We start from the raw sequence: 17,621 nt of genomic DNA on the forward strand, positions 1-17,621 counted from the left end.
TTTACTTTCATTTTAAAAAATGAAAACAAACTGGTTTGATTATCAATTCACAAGTGCCCACACAGATTAATAGGTTTCTAATTGTTAAAGAGCTTTTCTTCTACTTTCAAAGCTTTGCTTTTCAGTGAAGAGGACGGCTATTCTATCGATTTAAGTTTCAGTGTCAAGCACTTATTTGAAACTAAATTTCTAACCGCCAAACCAACTGGATGCTAAGTTTTAATAAACTTCGTTCTCCGTGTCAGTGAGGCGGCATTATAGAGAGTCTTTGAATCTATGCAACTCTTTTTCTAGAAAAATATGAAAAATGAGTTTGTTTGCTTACTTTTAATTCAAAGCGTTTATTTTTACATCAAAAGTCATCATTTTGAGTCGCAATTAGCTGTTCATTTCTAACTTTCAACTTAATTACTTCTCCAACCCTTAGCTTTCCACTCAATATATCTTGAGCAAGTGGGTTCTCTATATATGTTTGAATTGCTCGTTTTAATGGTCTTGCTCCATAAACAGGATCAAAACCCGCTTCAGCAATTAAATTTAATGCTTCATCTGTTACTTGCAATTGGTAATCTTTTTCATTCAAACGTTTTTCTAAACGCTGTAATTGAATAGAAGCGATATTCTTAATGTGTTCTTGTGCCAATGGATGGAACACTACGGTTTCATCAACACGGTTTAAAAACTCTGGTCTAAAATGTTGACTCACAACATCCATTACTACTTCTTTGATGCCAGCATAATTCAACTCACCAAAGTGCTGCTGAATTTTTTCTGAACCTAAGTTCGATGTCATAATGATAACTGTATTTTTAAAATCAACCGTTCTTCCCTGACCATCAGTTAAGCGGCCATCATCAAGAACTTGAAGTAGAATATTAAATACATCTGGATGTGCTTTCTCTACTTCATCTAATAATAAAACTGAATAAGGTTTGCGTCTTACAGCTTCTGTTAAGTATCCACCCTCTTCATAACCAACATAACCAGGAGGTGCTCCTACTAAACGAGCAACGGAATGTTTCTCCATAAACTCTGACATGTCGATACGTACCATCGCGTCTTCACTATCAAACATAAAGTTAGCGAGAGATTTACATAATTCCGTTTTACCTACCCCGGTTGGGCCTAAAAACAAGAATGAACCGATAGGTCGATTTGGATCGGATAAACCGGCACGACTACGACGAATTGCATTTGATACAGCTTCGACAGCTTCAGCCTGGCCTATGACTCTGTGATGTAATACCTCTTCCATCTTTAATAGCTTATCTCTTTCACCTTCAAGCATTTTATTTACAGGAATGCCTGTCTGACGTGAAAGCACTTCCGCTATCTCTGCATCCGTCACTTTGTTTTTTAATAAGCTCATTTCTTGCATTTCAGCTTGAGCTGCAAGATCCAGTTGTTTCTCTAATTCAGGTATACGTCCATATTGCAGCTCTGACATTCTATTTAGATCACCTGCACGACGTGCAATTTCCATATTACTTCGAGCGGTTTCTAATTCTGTTTTTATATGCTGAGTGCCAGATAAAGCCGCTTTTTCAGCTTTCCACACTTCTTCAAGCTCTGCGTATTCACGCTCTTTTTGCATTAATTCAAGATTTAAAGAGTCAAGACGCTTTAAGCTTGCATCATCGCTTTCTTTTACTAGTGCTTGCTGCTCTATCTTTAATTGAATTATCTTACGGTCAAGCTTATCTAATGATTCTGGTTTTGAATCAATTTCCATACGAATGCTTGATGCTGCTTCATCAATTAAATCTATCGCTTTATCCGGTAATTGACGATCCGAAATATAACGATGTGACAAACTTGCCGCTGCTACAATCGCAGGATCTGTAATTTCAACATGATGATGTATTTCATAGCGTTCTTTTAAACCACGTAAAATTGCAACGGTATCTTCAACTGTTGGTTCGTCAACAAGTACTTTTTGGAAACGACGCTCTAATGCTGGATCTTTTTCAATATACTGACGATATTCATCAAGAGTTGTTGCTCCGACACAATGTAGTTCACCACGTGCGAGTGCAGGTTTAAGCATGTTGCCAGCATCCATAGAACCTTCACCTTTACCAGCACCTACCATTGTATGTACTTCATCAATAAAGAGGATGACACTACCTTCTTCTTTCGCTAGCTCATTTAAAACCGCTTTTAAACGCTCTTCAAATTCACCTCGAAATTTAGCACCAGCGACCAATGCACCAATATCTAAAGAAAGTACTCGTTTATTTTTTAAACCTTCAGGTACTTCGCCATTTATAATACGTTGCGCGAGGCCTTCAACAATAGCAGTCTTACCAACACCAGGTTGACCTATGATAACTGGATTATTTTTAGTTCGACGTTGCAATACCTGAATTGTTCTTCGTATTTCATCATCGCGACCAATAACAGGATCTAATTTTCCTTGCTCCGCTCGCTCAGTTAAATCAACAGTAAACTTTTCTAATGCTTGACGTTTTTCTTCTGCATTTTGATCATTTACTTTTTCGCCACCACGGATCTCATCGATTGACTTAGATATTTTAGGTTCAGTTAATCCTAATTCGCGAAGTAAATTACCCAAAGGCCCTTTATCTTCGATTGCGGCAAGCATGAATATTTCAGAAGAGATATAAGCATCCTTGCGTTTTTGAGCAACTTTATCGCAAAGATTAAAAATAACGCCCATATTAGATGAAAGTTGAACATCACCACCGATACCCGTTACCTTTGGTGTCTTATCTAATATTTCTGTTAGTTTTGAACGTAATTGTGTTACGTCTACATTTAGAAGAGTAAGTAAAGGCCTTATCGTACTTCCATCCTGATTTAACAGTGCAACCATTAAATGGGTTGGTTCGATATATTGATGATCTTGACCTAATGCTAATGATTGAGCATCAGAGATGGCCATTTGAAATTTACTAGTGAATCGATCTAAACGCATAACACCCTCCAAAAGAAGAAAGCTAGTAACTATATAGTTTCTAAATGGGGGCTAAGGTCAGAAAGTTCAATGCTTAAGAAAAGGATAAAGGGGTAGAAATATGAGTTATTCAAACCAAATAAGAGTGGCTTGTCTTCCTGTAATTCCTTCTTTTCTGTATGAGAAAAACGTATCTGTATTTTGATAAGTACAAAGGTTTGAATAATGCACGTCATTTATACCAACACTATTTAAACGTTGTGTGGCTAACATAGCTAAATTAGCTAGCCATTTTCCTTCATTAGAACTTAGAATAAATGCATTAATCGCTTGCGGATCTTTTTCGCAAAATAGTTCTTTTACTTCATTACCTACTTCAAACGCTTTTTCACCAATAGCAGGTCCACACCAAGCAATAAGATCATGGGAGGCAAATTGCTCAACAGTATTTTCTAATACTCCATCAAGTAGACCTCTCCAACCTGCATGTGCGGCAGCAACCTCTGTACCTTCTTTATTGCATATTACAACTGGAAGGCAATCTGCAGTCATAACACAACAAACTTGTTTTGCTTGGTTTGTATATGCAGCGTCAGCAGATGGTGGGGTTTCAAAAAAATCTTGATTCGGTAAATGAACAACTCTTGTTGAGTGAATTTGGTTTAACCACGTTGGTGCAGTAGGTAACTGCCCCAACGTAATCAGTTTTTCACGATTGAGCACAACATCTTTGTGATCATCACCAACATGGTCTCCAAGGTTAAAGCTATCAAATGGTGTGTTTGATACACCTCCAATACGAGTTGTACTGAATACTTTAACTGATTTAGGCGCTGACCATTTTGGTGAAATCAATGACATTATTAATACTCTTCCTCATGCATTAAACGTTCATCATCACGTAACGCTTGAGATAAAGCAATCATGTCATCAGGAATTGGAGCATGGAACTCCATTGTTTCTCCTGTGATTGGATGTTCAAAACGCAGCATAGCAGCATGCAGAGCTTGACGATCAAAACCACGAATCATGTCAATTAACTCTTGAGAAGCACCTTTTGGAATGCGAGCACGACCACCATAAGCAGTATCACCAACAAGTGGATGCTGCAAATATGACATATGTACACGAATTTGGTGAGTACGACCTGTTTCAAGACGTAAACGGATACGAGTATGAATACGGAAATGTTCAGCAACACGGTAATGTGTCACAGCATCTTTACCTAATTCATGAACCGCCATTAGAGTACGTTTGTTTGGGTGACGACCAATTGGTTTCTCAATCATACCACCTGCAGTCATACGACCGACAACAACGGCTTCATACTCACGAGTGATCTTACGCTTTTGAAGCGCACGAACTAAACGTGTTTGAGCTGGTACAGTTTTCGCGACAACCATTAATCCAGTAGTATCTTTATCCAAACGGTGAACGATACCTGCACGAGGTACTTCTGCAATATTTGGATAATGGAATAACAATGCATTTAACACTGTACCATCAGGTGTACCCGCTCCTGGGTGAACAACGAAGTCACGTGGTTTATTGATAACGAGTAGATCATCATCTTCATAAACAATATCAAGAGGAATATCTTGAGCTAACCAACGCTCTTCATCTTCTAATTCAGCTTTAACCGTGATCTCTTCACCACCCATAACTTTAAGGCGTGCTTTTGTAACCACTTCACCATTGACTGTCATGTTGCCAGCAAGCAACCACTCTTTGATGCGTGAACGAGAAAAATCAGAAAACAACTCAGCAGCAGCTTGATCTAAACGCTGCCCTAGTTGACTTTCTTTTACTGTACTTGTTAACTCTATTTGTTGTGCCATATCGAACTTTTTTTAAAATAGTGGTACTAATACCAAACTAATAGGTCATATTTGGTATCATCAACACTGTAAGTGAAATAAACTATGTACCATTGTATCTGTTAACGGCGCATTTCGTAATGGATAACTTCAGTTTTTTTAGTCAAGGATCATTTTCAAGCATGAAACGCTTAACCATTTCTTCATTATTAGCTGTATCTTTACTGGTTGGTTGCTCAAGTAGTGATGATGTAATTCCCGATATTCCACCATCAGAATTATACGCTCAAGCTCAAGTATCTTTACAAGCAGGTAATTGGACAAGCGCAATTGAGCGTCTTGAAGCCTTAGATTCTCGATACCCTTTTGGTGCTTATTCTGAACAAGTTCAGCTAGACCTTATTTATGTTTACTATAAAAATGATGATCTTGCGTTAGGTCTTGCAACTATCGAAAGGTTTACTCGCTTAAATCCAACCCATCCAAAAGCTGACTGGGTGCTTTATATGCGTGGATTAACGCATATGGCTCAAGATAGAAGTTTCATGCATGATTTATTTAGAGTAGATCGTTCAGATCGAGATCCAGAGCCTGCTCGCTCAGCTTTTAAAGATTTTAAACGATTATTAGAAAGATACCCTAATAGTCTTTACGCTGAAGATGCACAAACTCGTATGTACGCACTTAAAAATCGCTTAGCGGATTATGAATTAGCAACAGCTGACTTTTATTTACGACGAGAAGCTTGGATTTCTGCCATTAATCGTTGCCAAGAATTACAACGCACCTATCCAGATACGGAAGCCGCAAGAAAATCATTAACGATTATGCTTTCAGCTTACAAAGAATTAAAACTGGAAGATGCAATTAAGCGAACAGAAGAACTGATTGCGTTGAATCCACAATAATATCAATCACAATAAATAAGTGAGCAAGCATTTAAACAAGCTAGGATTAGCCGTTATTTACTACGATTGACATAATATTCATTATAAAAACAAAAAAGCAGTGCCGAGAATCGAGCACTGCTTTTTTTATGTCTGGAAATGTTAGTTATAATTCGTATATAGGTCACACTATTGATAAGTTTAAAATTTAATCAACCAAAACAACAGGTTGAACGATATCCCTAAAAACAATAATTTCTAGTAACCAACCCTTTCAATCTACCTACTTTGTACAATTCATCAAGTATTTTTTAAATAAAATACTTAAGGCCTTGCCTAAGATCACATTCATTCACCTTCTCGCTACAACACATCAAAAAAGTGATCTTGATCACTTTATTTTTAACTCTGGATACGTAATCTGAGTACATGCCAAACGGGGCAAGCGAGAGGAAAATCATATGAAAGTAGAAATCACTGGCAACAACATCGACATCACTCCAGGCATCCGTGAACGTATTGAAGGGAAGTTTAAAAAACTAGAAGCAAAAAGAAACCTAGACATTATTGGACGTCACGCTAGCGTTACAAAACGCGCAAATGGTAAACACAAGGTAGAAGCGTACGCAACTATCGCAGGTGGCAAAGTCGTAGCCTCTGCAGAGCAAGAAGATCTATTTGGTGCAATTAGAGAGATGTATCAAAAACTAGAACGCCAACTAGACAAACTACAACATAAAGGAGAAGCACGTCGAGCGACTCATGCTCAAGCTCCTGGAGTTGAAGAACCAGAAGTTGAACTTGAAGAGGAATAATATTCAACTCTAAAGATTCTTAAGAACAGCGCTCATTTGAGCGCTGTTTTTTCTTGACGCAAACTAACCAATTCCTTATTGTGAATTAACTCTTAATTTACTAGGTTTGCATTTCATGACTGACACTCACTACTCCCTTGATGATATTCGTTTACGACTTAATGAACTTGATAATGAATTATTAAAGCTCTTTTCAGAACGTCGTAAACTCAGTCTTGATGTTGCTAAAAGTAAAGTAAAAACGTCTAAACCAGTCCGTGATCCAAAGCGCGAGCAACAGCTACTCGTAAAGCTAATTGAAAACGGTAAAGATTTCGACCTAGATGCTTATTACATTACACAGCTGTTTCATACTATTATTGAAGATTCAGTTTTACTTCAACAAGAATACTTCCAAAACCTAGCAAACCCTGACTTAAGTAGAAAACCCGTAGCAAGAGTAGCTTACCTTGGCTCAAAAGGCTCATATTCAAATCTAGCAAGCCGTCGTTATTTCAGTAAAAAGAATATTGAATTAGCTGAGTTAGGCTGTGAAAACTTTAAAGAAGTCATTAAAACCGTTGAGTCAGGTCATGCTGATTACGGCGTATTGCCAATTGAAAATACAAGCTCAGGTTCGATTAACCAAGTTTATGATTTACTCCAACACACTAGCCTATACATTGTTGGGGAATTAACTCAAAAAATTGATCATTGTTTATTAACAACGACTGAAACCTCTCTTGAGTCAATTAAAACCTTGTATTCACATCCACAGCCACATGAACAATGTAGCGAATTTTTAAATCGACTAAATAATGTTGAGCTAATTTCTTGTGCAAGCACTGCTGATGCGATGATCACTGTAAAAGAATTAAACTCACCTGAAGTTGCAGCAATTGGTAACTCAGATAGTGGAAAACTATATGGGCTGCAATCCCTAATCACTAATATTTCGAATCAAACAGAGAACCAAACACGTTTTATCGTCGTTGCAAGAAAACCTGTTGATGTATCAGAGCAAATCCCAGCTAAAACAACATTAATAATGTCCACAGCTCAAGATGCTGGTTCACTGGTTGAATCTCTATTGGTATTACAAAAATACGGCATCAATATGAGCAAGCTAGAATCTCGCCCTATTATGGGAAATCCTTGGGAAGAAATGTTCTATGTTGATCTAGAAGCGCATCTAAAATCCGATGCTATGACTTCTGCTATCGAAGAGTTAACGGCTATTACTCGCTATCTAAAAGTACTAGGTTGCTACCCAATTGAAAATGTGGAACCAACAACTATTCCACTATCAAATTGATTACATCGAATAAAAGGTAAACATGAAAGTTATCATTGCTTCTCAAAACCCAGCTAAGATTGCCGCTGTTAAATCTGCATTTAATCTTGCGTTTCCTAATGATACTTTTTCATTTGAAGGCGTATCAGTAAAGAGTGGTGTTCCAGATCAACCAATGAGTTGTGAAGAAACAAAACAAGGAGCTATGAATCGTGTTAGTAACGCAAAGTTCCAGCTGCCTAATTGTGATTATTATGTTGGGTTAGAAGCTGGAATTGAAGGTAATTCTACTTTTGCTTGGATGATTATTGATAATGGTTTAACGGTAGGAGAGTCACGCTCTTCAAGTTTACCTCTCCCACCACAAGTTATTGATGAGGTGAAGAAAGGTAAAGAGTTAGGCGATGTCATGGATGAACAATTTAACACCAACAACATCAAACAGAAAGGAGGGGCTATTGGCTTACTAACCAATAACCTACTAACAAGAACGTCGGTATATCAACAAGCACTTATTCTCGCCCTTATTCCTTTTCTACATCCAACTCGTTTTTAGTACTCTTCTCTAGTAAATCCATAAGCCATACTTTCTCTTCATCTGTATGGATTTTTAATTCATTTGAACCTCGGGTGATAGTAGCAACGCCCACACCTAATAGCTGACTAATTTGTCTCTGGCTCAATTCACCCTGTAACAGCTCATGAAAAATATTTACGCGAGCAACCAGTGCTTCACGTTCATCAGGCGTCATCAACATCGTTAATAATGGTTGATGATTTCCTTGTTCTGCTGCATTTGCAATTAGTGTCATCACTTGAGACCAGTCGGAATATTTTGCTGAACCTGACATAGTATCCTCATACAATTGTAAAAAAGGGGACAATTAAGTCCCCTACTTTATATTTATTTAAGCTTAATACCAATTGCTATTAGAATTTAAACTTATCAATACTTTAAATTCAGCTCTTTCTCGGATAAAAAAGCACCTTTTTCACCCAATAAACTACGATAGTAAGTTTCAAACATTAAAATATTTTGTACATACCCTCTAGTTTCTTTGAATGGAATAGCTTCAATAAAAGCATAAGCATCTAGTTTTTCATCAGAAACCGCTCTCCAACGCTTAACACGATGAGGGCCAGCATTATAACCTGCAAGAGCAAAAATACGGTTTCCATCATAATCATCTAATAAACCCTTAAGGTAATTTGAACCAATGTGAATATTCACATCAACATCATTCAAACTATCAACACCTTCGTATTTATCGTAATCAATCTTCTTCGCTGTGTATTTCGCTGTTGCTGGCATAATTTGCATCAAACCACGCGCACCTACCGGTGATTGAGCTTCTGCATATAATGCACTTTCTTGTCGAGATAACGACATTAACGTCACTTTATCTAAACCAAGTTCCTTACTGTAATGATTAAACCACCACTGATGCGCTATAGGGAAACGTAAGCTCAAATATCCCCACATTCTCCCTTTAATTGTCGCTAAAACAGTAAAGTGGTGCCAACGATGCTGAGCAGCATAACTTGCTAATTCTTTCACTTCAGTTTTCGATGCTCGATTTAGCAAATATTCCCACTCACTTTTAGCTGTAGAAATCTCATCAATCGCAATTAACTCTTTAATACGTGCAAGCTCTACACTGTATTTATCTTTAATCGGCTTAATATTTCTAGGAGCGGTATTCATTGGATATTGAATAGGTTCACCTAAGATATTTGCCGCAGCAACACTATAAAAATTACGCTGACCAAGTAATTTTTTTAAACGAGCATCAGCTTTATCTTGCTCACCTTCCTTACTTTCGATCTGAGCAATCCAGAACTGCCAACGTAATGAATTTTTAGCCGCTGGTGTTAAATACCCAATCCAATTGCTTACGTCATCCCAATCGGCAGCACGAATAGCTACACGAATTCGACGCTCAATAAATGAATCCTCAGGGTTAGCAGCTAGTTCTTTATCTCTCCATTGCGCAAGTTCAACTGACTCTGTTGACATAATGCTACTAACAATACGTCGTTTAACCTGAACCAATTCCTCTTGAGTAAACTGCTGTTTTTTAGCAATTTCAGGCAGTATTTCTATCGCTTTTTTAGGATTTTTACGAGCTTCTCTTTCCATTGAGATAAGCGTTAATTGCTTAGAAAACTCTGTTTTTTTATTACTCTTTGAAAAACTTTCTAACAAATCAGGATCATTAAACAAAGTGACAATATGCTGTGCTTTTTCTTTTGCGGCATCTGTTTTCAACATTTTTTCTAAATAAGAAAACAAATTATTATTACGAGCTTTATAAACTAAAAGCATACGTTCAATAATTAAATCATCACTGAGTTTCCCAGCTTCAGCCCAATCTTGAAATAAATCATCACATTCATAAGTAACAGAGCTACCTGTCAACCATAACTGCTCCGCACCTTTCCAAGCTGTAGCTTTATCACCCAGTTTATTTTTTGCTTGATAGTAATAACACTGTAGATTTTTACTGCTAGGCTCATTAGGGAAATAATCAACAAATTCAGCCCAACGTTCATTTAAACCAAGAATGACTAAGTATTGATATGAAAGAGAGTTACCAATAGGTAATGACTGATGATTATGTTTGAACAAACGAATATCATCAGGCGTTTTAGAGCTTAAATCCATTCGTAATTCACGGTAATCCAAATAAGGCGCTAATGAATAACCATCAAGTTCTGCCCTTACTTTTTTATATTCATCGTATTTTTTTTCATTAAGTAGCGTTTTTGCTTCTTGGTATTGTGCTCGCCATGTATCAACAGGTGACGCATCAACAACTTGTACATTCATACCTATGCACAATGCCGTCATCATCCCTAACTTATATTGTGTATATTTCATTGATTTCTTTAACACCTAAACTTTCCAACCTTTGACTGCGGCGTAGTGATCTGAGACTCACTTATACATCTACCGAATTCTTACCTTAGTTTACTTATATTACCCTAGTAACTACAAAAATGAGTGTTAAACTATGTATCATAAATAGTAAATTAATATTTTCGTTAACCAACTCTAATAAGTGATTATGGCTGAATACGTATATACAATGTCACGAGTGAGCAAAATTGTTCCTCCTAAAAGACAAATCCTGAAAGACATTTCTCTTAGCTTCTTCCCTGGTGCAAAAATTGGTGTTTTGGGCCTAAATGGTTCAGGTAAATCAACACTACTTCGCATCATGGCAGGTCTTGATACTGATATTGATGGTGAAGCTCGTCCACAAGCGGGATTAAATGTTGGCTACCTTCCACAAGAACCTGTACTTGATGAATCAAAAACAGTTCGTGAAATTGTTGAAGAAGCTGTTTCAGATGTAGCAGGAGCACTAGCTCGCCTTGATGCGGTTTATGCAGCTTACGCTGAAGAAGGTGCTGATTTCGATGCTCTAGCTAAAGAGCAAGGTGAACTTGAAGCATTAATTCAAGCAAAAGATGGTCATAATCTGGATAACGCTTTAGAGCGTGCAGCTGACGCACTGCGTCTACCAGAATGGGATGCTAAAATTGAGCACCTATCTGGTGGTGAACGTCGCCGTGTTGCTATCTGTCGTCTTCTTCTAGAAAAACCAGATATGCTACTACTTGATGAACCAACCAACCACCTTGATGCTGAATCAGTAGCATGGCTTGAGCACTTCCTTGTTGATTATTCAGGTACTGTTGTGGCAATTACCCACGACCGTTATTTCCTTGATAACGCTGCGGGTTGGATCCTAGAGCTTGACCGTGGTGAAGGTATTCCATGGGAAGGTAACTATACCTCTTGGCTTGAGCAAAAAGATGACCGTTTAAAACAAGAAGCGGCAAAAGAAAATGCTCGTCAGAAAACGATTGAAAAAGAACTTGAGTGGGTTCGTCAAAACCCTAAAGGCCGCCAAGCTAAATCTAAAGCTCGTATGGCTCGTTTTGAAGAACTACAAAGCTCTGATCACCAAAAACGTAATGAAACAAACGAACTGTTCATTCCGCCAGGTGAACGTCTAGGTGACAAAGTTCTTGAAGTGAACAACCTAACTAAATCGTTCGGTGATCGTGTACTGATTGACGACCTATCATTCAGCATGCCAAAAGGTGCTATCGTGGGTATCATCGGTGCCAATGGTGCAGGTAAATCAACACTATTTAAAATGCTAAGTGGTGCTGAAACACCAGATTCAGGTACGATTGAATTAGGTGAGACGGTAAAACTTGCTTCTGTTGATCAATTCCGTGATTCAATGGATGACACAAAAACAGTTTTCCAAGAGATCTCTGAAGGCGCTGATATCATTAAGATCAACAATTTCGAAATCCCTGCTCGTGCTTACTGTTCTCGCTTTAACTTCAAAGGCAACGACCAACAAAAAATTATTGGTGAGTTATCTGGTGGTGAGCGTAACCGTGTTCACTTAGCTAAACTGCTAAAAACTGGCGGTAACGTACTGTTACTCGATGAACCTACCAATGACCTTGATGTTGAGACATTACGCGCACTAGAAGAAGCTCTACTTGAGTTTCCAGGTTGTGCAATGGTTATCTCGCACGACCGTTGGTTCCTAGACCGTATCGCTACACACATTCTAGACTACCGTGATGAAGGCCAAGTAAACTTCTTTGAAGGTAACTACACTGAATACAGTGAGTGGTTGAAGAAAACTCTAGGAGCACAAGCTGCTGAGCCTCATCGCATCAAGTATAAGCGTATGACTAAGTAATAATTTACTTTATTTGATGTTTATCATAAGGGCCGCACTCAAGCGGCCTTTTTATTGGACATAGAACAAACAAAACACCATACTCAATTTCTCTTAAAAAGAAGGAGTAGCCTTATGATTGAAAGACGCAAGTTTTCTCGTGTAATTTATCAAGCAGATGTAGCACTAATCCAAGGCCCTCAGCAATACAGCGGCTCATTGATTGATTTGTCTTTACATGGCTTATTAATAAAACTTAATGATGATAATGCTCTTAACTTAGATGGTAAATTAATTGTACATTTTGCTCTAAACGATAGTGATATCAATATCATTGCTGAATGTGAGATTGTTAATAATACAAATAATATGCTGAGACTCTGTATTAGCCATATAGATATTGATAGTATTAGCCACCTTAAACGCTTAGTTGAACTTAACGTTGGTAATAGTGAACTATTATTACGTCAGTTATCAGAACTCACCGAAACACATTAACCTTTATAAATAGTTGTTACCCTTATGCCTGATAAAATTCGAATTTCCGTCTCCCACAACAAAGGAACGCGTCTTTTCGCGATCTCCCAAAGACGAAAAAAGCTTGTCATTTTATCTTTAGTACTTGGGGTTAGCTCATTTGCATTAAGTGGCTTTGGTCTACATTATTTCTATCAGCAACAAGAGTCAGCAAAGGTTGCTATCGCGGAACTACAAAACAAAAATAATGAGCTAAACCAATTAATTGTTGATAACAATAATAGTAATCATGAGCTTACTCAACAATTAGAAGCGAAAGAAAATGAATTGCTTGTTATTAGCCAACGCGTAGATGATGTTGAATCCGTACTTGGCTTACAAGAAATATCAGAAGAAGATTCATCATTAGCGGAAAAAACATTGGAGCAACGACTTGATGTCGCAGCCATTGACTCGGCAGTTAGAGCGACCATGTTTCGCTTAATTCCAAATGATACGCCACTACATTACACTAGAGAATCATCCAGTTTTGGTCGCCGAACCAATCCTATTTCAGGTAAACGTCAACGCCACTTGGGTGTTGATTTAACTTGTAAGCGTGGGACCGAAATTTATGCCCCAGCCGATGGTGTTGTTGAGCTAGCAAGAGCCAGTAATAAAGGTTACGGTAATCTATTAAAAGTTCAGCATTCATTCGGTTTTATGACCATGTATGCACACCTACAAAAATTTAAGGTTCGCTCAGGACAGTTCGTTAAAAAAGGCGAACTTATCGCTACTTGTGGTAACTCAGGTAATTCAACAGGACCACACTTACATTATGAAGTACGTTTCTTAGGGCGAGTTTTAAATCCACGATCGTTTATGGATTGGACTCCAGAAAAGTTTGATAGTCTCTTTGAAAAAGAACGAAGCGTAAAATGGACACCTTTGGTGGACGTTATTAATAATGTAGTAAAACTGCAATTAAAATTGACACAAAAACCAACGGTTGAACAAGTTGAAGCAATTAACACAGCGAAAGCTGAAAACGAAAGTAGCCAACAATTGACACAATAAACGCCGTTTAATCAATACCAAAAGGGTGAGCTCATGGCTCACCCTTTTTACATTCTATGCCTTCTTACCTACACTAATTACGTTCACGGTGAATCGAATCATTCGCTTGTCTAAGTAAACTTTTGCTTTCAATTAAAAACTGTTCAGCATAATCACCAAACCAAGTTTCTACTTCTTCAAAGTTTTTAATGAATCCAGAACGGTTATGTTCTTCTAGCAGAGATATCGCATCACCAAAACGTTGATGGAATCGCTTTATCATTTCAATATTTTCATCAGAAGAAAGAATGATATCTGCGTATAAATTTGGGTCTTGAGCAAACAATCGACCAACCATCAATAGCTCTAAACGATAAATTGGAGAGCTTAAGTTAAGCAACTGTTCAATATCAGGATTCTCTTTTGCTAAATGCTGTCCATAAGCAAACGAAGTAAAGTGGCGTAATGCTTGAATTAGAGTCATACCATGATCATGCTCATTCGCAGAAATATCACGTACGATTGCTCCCCAAATCTCAAATTGGTTTTTCAGCCAACTATAGTGCTCTTTACCTCGGCCATCACACATCACAATAACTTGCTTTGCAAGGCTTGGAACATCAGGACCAAACATTGGGTGTAATCCAACAACGGGACCTTTATGAACCGCCAACATTGCAGCTAGAGGTTTCTGCTTAATTGAGGTTAAATCACAAAGAATGCAATCTTCAGGTAACGTTGAAAGTTTATTAATTACATCAATGGTTAGGTTAATAGGAACCGTAACAACAACCATACCAGCATTATCTAGGATCTCATCAGAATGAGCCCAATCTTTACTACCGAGAATTCGAACTTGATAACCAGATAATTTAAACATTTTTGTGAATAGACCACCAAGTTGTCCATTACCACCAACAACAACGATCGGCCTTAATTCTGGTTTTAAACACTTAAAGCCTGAATCATTTTCACTACTATAAGACTCACGCATTGTTCTGCGAAGAATATCTTCAATTAATGAGGGCGGTACGCCTTTCTTTTCAGCCTCAGAACGTCTTGATGCTAACATTGCCGCTTCTCGGCTTGGATCATAAATAGGCAATCCATGTGCACTTTTTACTTCACCAACTTGCTCAACTAAATGCAAACGTTGAGCTAAAAGATCCAACATCTGTTTATCTACCGCATCAATTTGATCGCGTAAATGACTTAGTTCTACCGCCATCTCAATCTATCCTTTTAAACGCTCTTCCAATATCGGAGTTAATTCTTTGTGAGTATGACGTAATAGTGCCTCAGTTGATTCCCAATTGATACACGCATCTGTAATAGATACACCATATTTCATCTCTGATAATGGTATATCTGATGGTTGATTCCCTTCATTTAAATGACTCTCAATCATCAATCCAATAATCGATTTGTTACCTTCACGAATTTGATGAATAACATCTTCAGCAACTAAAGGTTGACGACGGTAATCTTTACGTGAATTTGCGTGACTACAATCAATCATTAAAGCCGCATCTAAATTTGAGTTTGCTAATTCTTCTTCGCACTCTGTTACTGAAACTGAATCATAATTAGTTTGTTTACCACCACGTAAAATAACATGGCCATTAGGGTTACCTTGGGTTGTAAGTAAAGCAACCTGACCTTCGCTATTAATACCCATGAAACGGTGTCCAGAAGCCGCAGCTTGCATTGCATTAATCGATGTCGATAAGCTGCCATCAGTACCATTTTTAAAGCCTACAGGAACGGATAAACCACTTGCCATTTCACGGTGAGTTTGAGATTCAGTTGTTCGAGCCCCAATCGCAGCCCAACTAAATGTATCACCTATGTATTGCGGACTAATCGGATCTAGTGCTTCTGTTGCCAGAGGGATTTCCATCTCAGCTAAATCAACTAATAATTGTCGTGCGGAATGTAGGCCTTGTTCAATATCAAATGAACCATCAAGTTGAGGATCATTAATCAAGCCTTTCCAGCCTACCGTAGTTCGTGGTTTTTCAAAGTAAACACGCATAACAATGTACAGTTGATCTTTTAGATCTTCCGCGATCACTTTTAAACGTTTTGCATATTCTTTTGCTGCATCAATATCATGAATTGAGCATGGACCACAAACAATCAATAAACGGTGATCCTTCTTATGAATGATATTAGAAATAGTTTGACGGGATTGTTGGATAAACTGGCGAGCGTTTTCGCTTAAAGGGATCTTATTTTTAAGCTCTTGCGGAGTGATCAGCACCTGCTCATCGATAATATTGATATTACTTAATTCACTTTTTCTCATACCCTACACCTGTAAACTTTTATTTCCATTAACTGTCAATTAAGACGAATACAAATAATTTAACAGGTACAGAACATAAATCAACCATTGTAATTAATATAATACAATTTATTTTATATCGTAAATTTAAGTTTACACTTTTAGTTTAGATATAAAAAAAGGTGCGCTGATAACAGCGCACCTTCATAGCACATTTGAGAACGTTCTCGTGTGCGTTACTTTTTAGCCAGCTTCTCTTTGATACGAGCTGATTTACCAGAACGCTCACGTAGGTAGTACAACTTGGCACGACGTACTGCACCGCGACGTTTAACTTCGATGCTGTTTACAACTGGAGAGTGTGTTTGGAACGTACGCTCAACACCTTCACCGTTAGAAATCTTACGTACAGTGAACGCAGAGTGTAGACCACGGTTACGAATAGCGATTACAACGCCTTCGAATGCCTGTAGACGCTCACGGTCACCTTCTTTAACTTTAACCTGAACTACTACAGTGTCACCTGGAGCGAATTTAGGTAGGTCTTGTTTTAGTTGCTCATCTTCAAGAGCTTTAATGATGTTGCTCATTTTTGTATATCCTAGAATAAACTGATACTAAATTTACTTAATTACTTACTGTTCTGGCGTTCTTCACGAACAAACTCAGCCAGTAATAATTCCTGTTCGTCAGTCAGAGCTAGATTTCCCAGGAGCTCTGGTCTTCTTAGCCAAGTACGGCCTAACGATTGTTTCATTCGCCAACGAGCGATATCTTTATGGTTTCCAGATTTAAGTACACTAGGCACTTCCTTACCATCCAAAACCTCAGGTCTTGTATAGTGCGGACAATCTAACAAACCGTCTGCAAAAGAATCTTCTTCAGCGGACGCGAAATCACCTAATACACCCGGAACAAACCGAGATACAGAATCAATCAACGTCATAGCAGGGAGTTCCCCACCTGTAAGCACAAAATCCCCAATTGACCATTCTTCGTCAACTTCAGATTGTATTATGCGCTCATCTACACCTTCGTATCGGCCACAAATTAGAATTAAATTCTCGTTTGTTGCTAACTCCTCAACACCAGCTTGATTCAGCGTTCTGCCTTGAGGTGAAAGGTAAATCACTTTCGTTTTGCCGGGTGACGCTTCTCTGGCTGCGGTAATGGCATCGCGCAAAGGCTGAACCATCATTAACATGCCAGGGCCACCACCATAAGGTCGGTCATCAACAGTGCGATGTTTATCATGAGTGAAATCTCTAGGATTCCATGTCTCAATAGATAAAAGACCTTTTTTTATTGCTTGGCTAGTTACCCCAAAATCGGTAACCGAACGGAACATTTCAGGAAATAGGCTAATAACGCCAACCCACATGTGCCCTCGCTTTA

16 protein-coding genes are annotated in these 17,621 nt (G+C 38.1%); 7 read left to right on the forward strand and 9 right to left on the reverse strand.

The features are described 5' to 3' along the window. Positions 1-352: 352 nt before the first annotated feature. From clpB to rluD, 3 genes are all read right to left on the reverse strand, one after another. On the reverse strand, positions 353-2,938 hold the full coding sequence (clpB, locus tag GNP81_RS18260) for an ATP-dependent chaperone ClpB (RefSeq protein ID WP_155675049.1): 2,586 nt from the start codon (positions 2,936-2,938) through the stop codon (positions 353-355). A 105-nt stretch (positions 2,939-3,043) separates the two neighbouring features. Next, positions 3,044-3,778 (reverse strand): peptidoglycan editing factor PgeF, encoded by a 735-nt coding sequence (gene pgeF, locus GNP81_RS18265; protein ID WP_155675048.1) that lies wholly within the window; start codon positions 3,776-3,778, stop codon positions 3,044-3,046. Positions 3,779-3,780: 2 nt separating this feature from the next. Continuing rightward, on the reverse strand, positions 3,781-4,755 hold the full coding sequence (gene rluD, locus GNP81_RS18270; RefSeq protein WP_005417821.1) for a 23S rRNA pseudouridine(1911/1915/1917) synthase RluD: 975 nt from the start codon (positions 4,753-4,755) through the stop codon (positions 3,781-3,783). A gap of 161 nt (positions 4,756-4,916) precedes the next feature. Between rluD and bamD the strand changes: the two genes are divergently transcribed. The 4 genes from bamD (at position 4,917) to yjjX (ending at position 8,265) form a co-directional block, all read left to right on the forward strand. After that, a complete protein-coding gene (gene bamD / locus GNP81_RS18275; protein WP_005417820.1) occupies positions 4,917-5,642 on the forward strand; it encodes an outer membrane protein assembly factor BamD in 726 nt (241 codons plus the stop codon). Between the two features lie 440 nt (positions 5,643-6,082). Then, positions 6,083-6,436 carry a ribosome hibernation-promoting factor, HPF/YfiA family gene (gene hpf, locus GNP81_RS18280; protein WP_005417819.1) on the forward strand — a complete coding sequence of 118 codons (354 nt, stop codon included), beginning with the start codon at positions 6,083-6,085 and terminating at the stop codon, positions 6,434-6,436. Positions 6,437-6,551: 115 nt separating this feature from the next. Then, positions 6,552-7,730, forward strand: coding sequence for a prephenate dehydratase (gene pheA / locus GNP81_RS18285; protein ID WP_155675047.1), 1,179 nt, complete (start codon positions 6,552-6,554; stop codon positions 7,728-7,730). Positions 7,731-7,752: 22 nt separating this feature from the next. Next, positions 7,753-8,265: an inosine/xanthosine triphosphatase gene (gene yjjX, locus GNP81_RS18290; RefSeq protein ID WP_155675046.1), complete on the forward strand. Its 513-nt coding sequence runs from the start codon at positions 7,753-7,755 to the stop codon at positions 8,263-8,265. Here yjjX and trpR read toward each other — a convergent pair. Together trpR and GNP81_RS18300 are read right to left on the reverse strand one after the other, a co-directional pair. Further along, positions 8,234-8,560 (reverse strand): trp operon repressor, encoded by a 327-nt coding sequence (trpR, locus tag GNP81_RS18295; protein ID WP_155675045.1) that lies wholly within the window; start codon positions 8,558-8,560, stop codon positions 8,234-8,236. The genes yjjX and trpR overlap by 32 nt on opposite strands. Positions 8,561-8,655: 95 nt before the next feature. Beyond that, positions 8,656-10,590, reverse strand: a complete 1,935-nt coding sequence (locus GNP81_RS18300) for a transglycosylase SLT domain-containing protein (RefSeq protein ID WP_155675044.1) — start codon at positions 10,588-10,590, stop codon at positions 8,656-8,658. 187 nt (positions 10,591-10,777) lie between these two features. Here GNP81_RS18300 and ettA point away from each other — a divergent pair, with 187 nt between their 5' ends. From ettA to GNP81_RS18315, 3 genes are all read left to right on the forward strand, one after another. Next, the gene (ettA, locus tag GNP81_RS18305) at positions 10,778-12,445 is read left to right on the forward strand and encodes an energy-dependent translational throttle protein EttA (protein ID WP_011261317.1); all 1,668 of its coding nucleotides are present in this window, start codon (positions 10,778-10,780) and stop codon (positions 12,443-12,445) included. Between the two features lie 114 nt (positions 12,446-12,559). Further along, positions 12,560-12,922 carry a PilZ domain-containing protein gene (locus GNP81_RS18310; protein ID WP_155653396.1) on the forward strand — a complete coding sequence of 121 codons (363 nt, stop codon included), beginning with the start codon at positions 12,560-12,562 and terminating at the stop codon, positions 12,920-12,922. 24 nt (positions 12,923-12,946) lie between these two features. Further along, positions 12,947-13,960: a M23 family metallopeptidase gene (locus GNP81_RS18315; protein ID WP_155675043.1), complete on the forward strand. Its 1,014-nt coding sequence runs from the start codon at positions 12,947-12,949 to the stop codon at positions 13,958-13,960. A gap of 73 nt (positions 13,961-14,033) precedes the next feature. Here the strand turns inward: GNP81_RS18315 and tyrA are convergent, their stop codons facing one another. The 4 genes from tyrA to trmD all read right to left on the reverse strand — a co-directional run bounded on the left by tyrA (position 14,034) and on the right by trmD (position 17,607). After that, entirely contained in the window at positions 14,034-15,167 is a 1,134-nt protein-coding gene (gene tyrA, locus GNP81_RS18320) for a bifunctional chorismate mutase/prephenate dehydrogenase (RefSeq protein WP_155675042.1), read from the reverse strand. 6 nt (positions 15,168-15,173) lie between these two features. Continuing rightward, the gene (locus GNP81_RS18325) at positions 15,174-16,247 is read right to left on the reverse strand and encodes a 3-deoxy-7-phosphoheptulonate synthase (RefSeq protein WP_155675041.1); all 1,074 of its coding nucleotides are present in this window, start codon (positions 16,245-16,247) and stop codon (positions 15,174-15,176) included. A 215-nt stretch (positions 16,248-16,462) separates the two neighbouring features. Then, positions 16,463-16,816 carry a 50S ribosomal protein L19 gene (gene rplS, locus GNP81_RS18330; RefSeq protein WP_005417803.1) on the reverse strand — a complete coding sequence of 118 codons (354 nt, stop codon included), beginning with the start codon at positions 16,814-16,816 and terminating at the stop codon, positions 16,463-16,465. 41 nt (positions 16,817-16,857) lie between these two features. After that, complete coding sequence (gene trmD / locus GNP81_RS18335) at positions 16,858-17,607, reverse strand: tRNA (guanosine(37)-N1)-methyltransferase TrmD (protein ID WP_005417802.1); 750 nt, start codon at positions 17,605-17,607, stop codon at positions 16,858-16,860. Between the last annotated feature and the right edge of the window lie 14 nt (positions 17,608-17,621).

The organism is Aliivibrio fischeri, assembly GCF_009727955.1.
In the GTDB taxonomy this organism is placed as follows: Bacteria; Pseudomonadota; Gammaproteobacteria; order Enterobacterales; family Vibrionaceae; genus Aliivibrio; species Aliivibrio fischeri_A.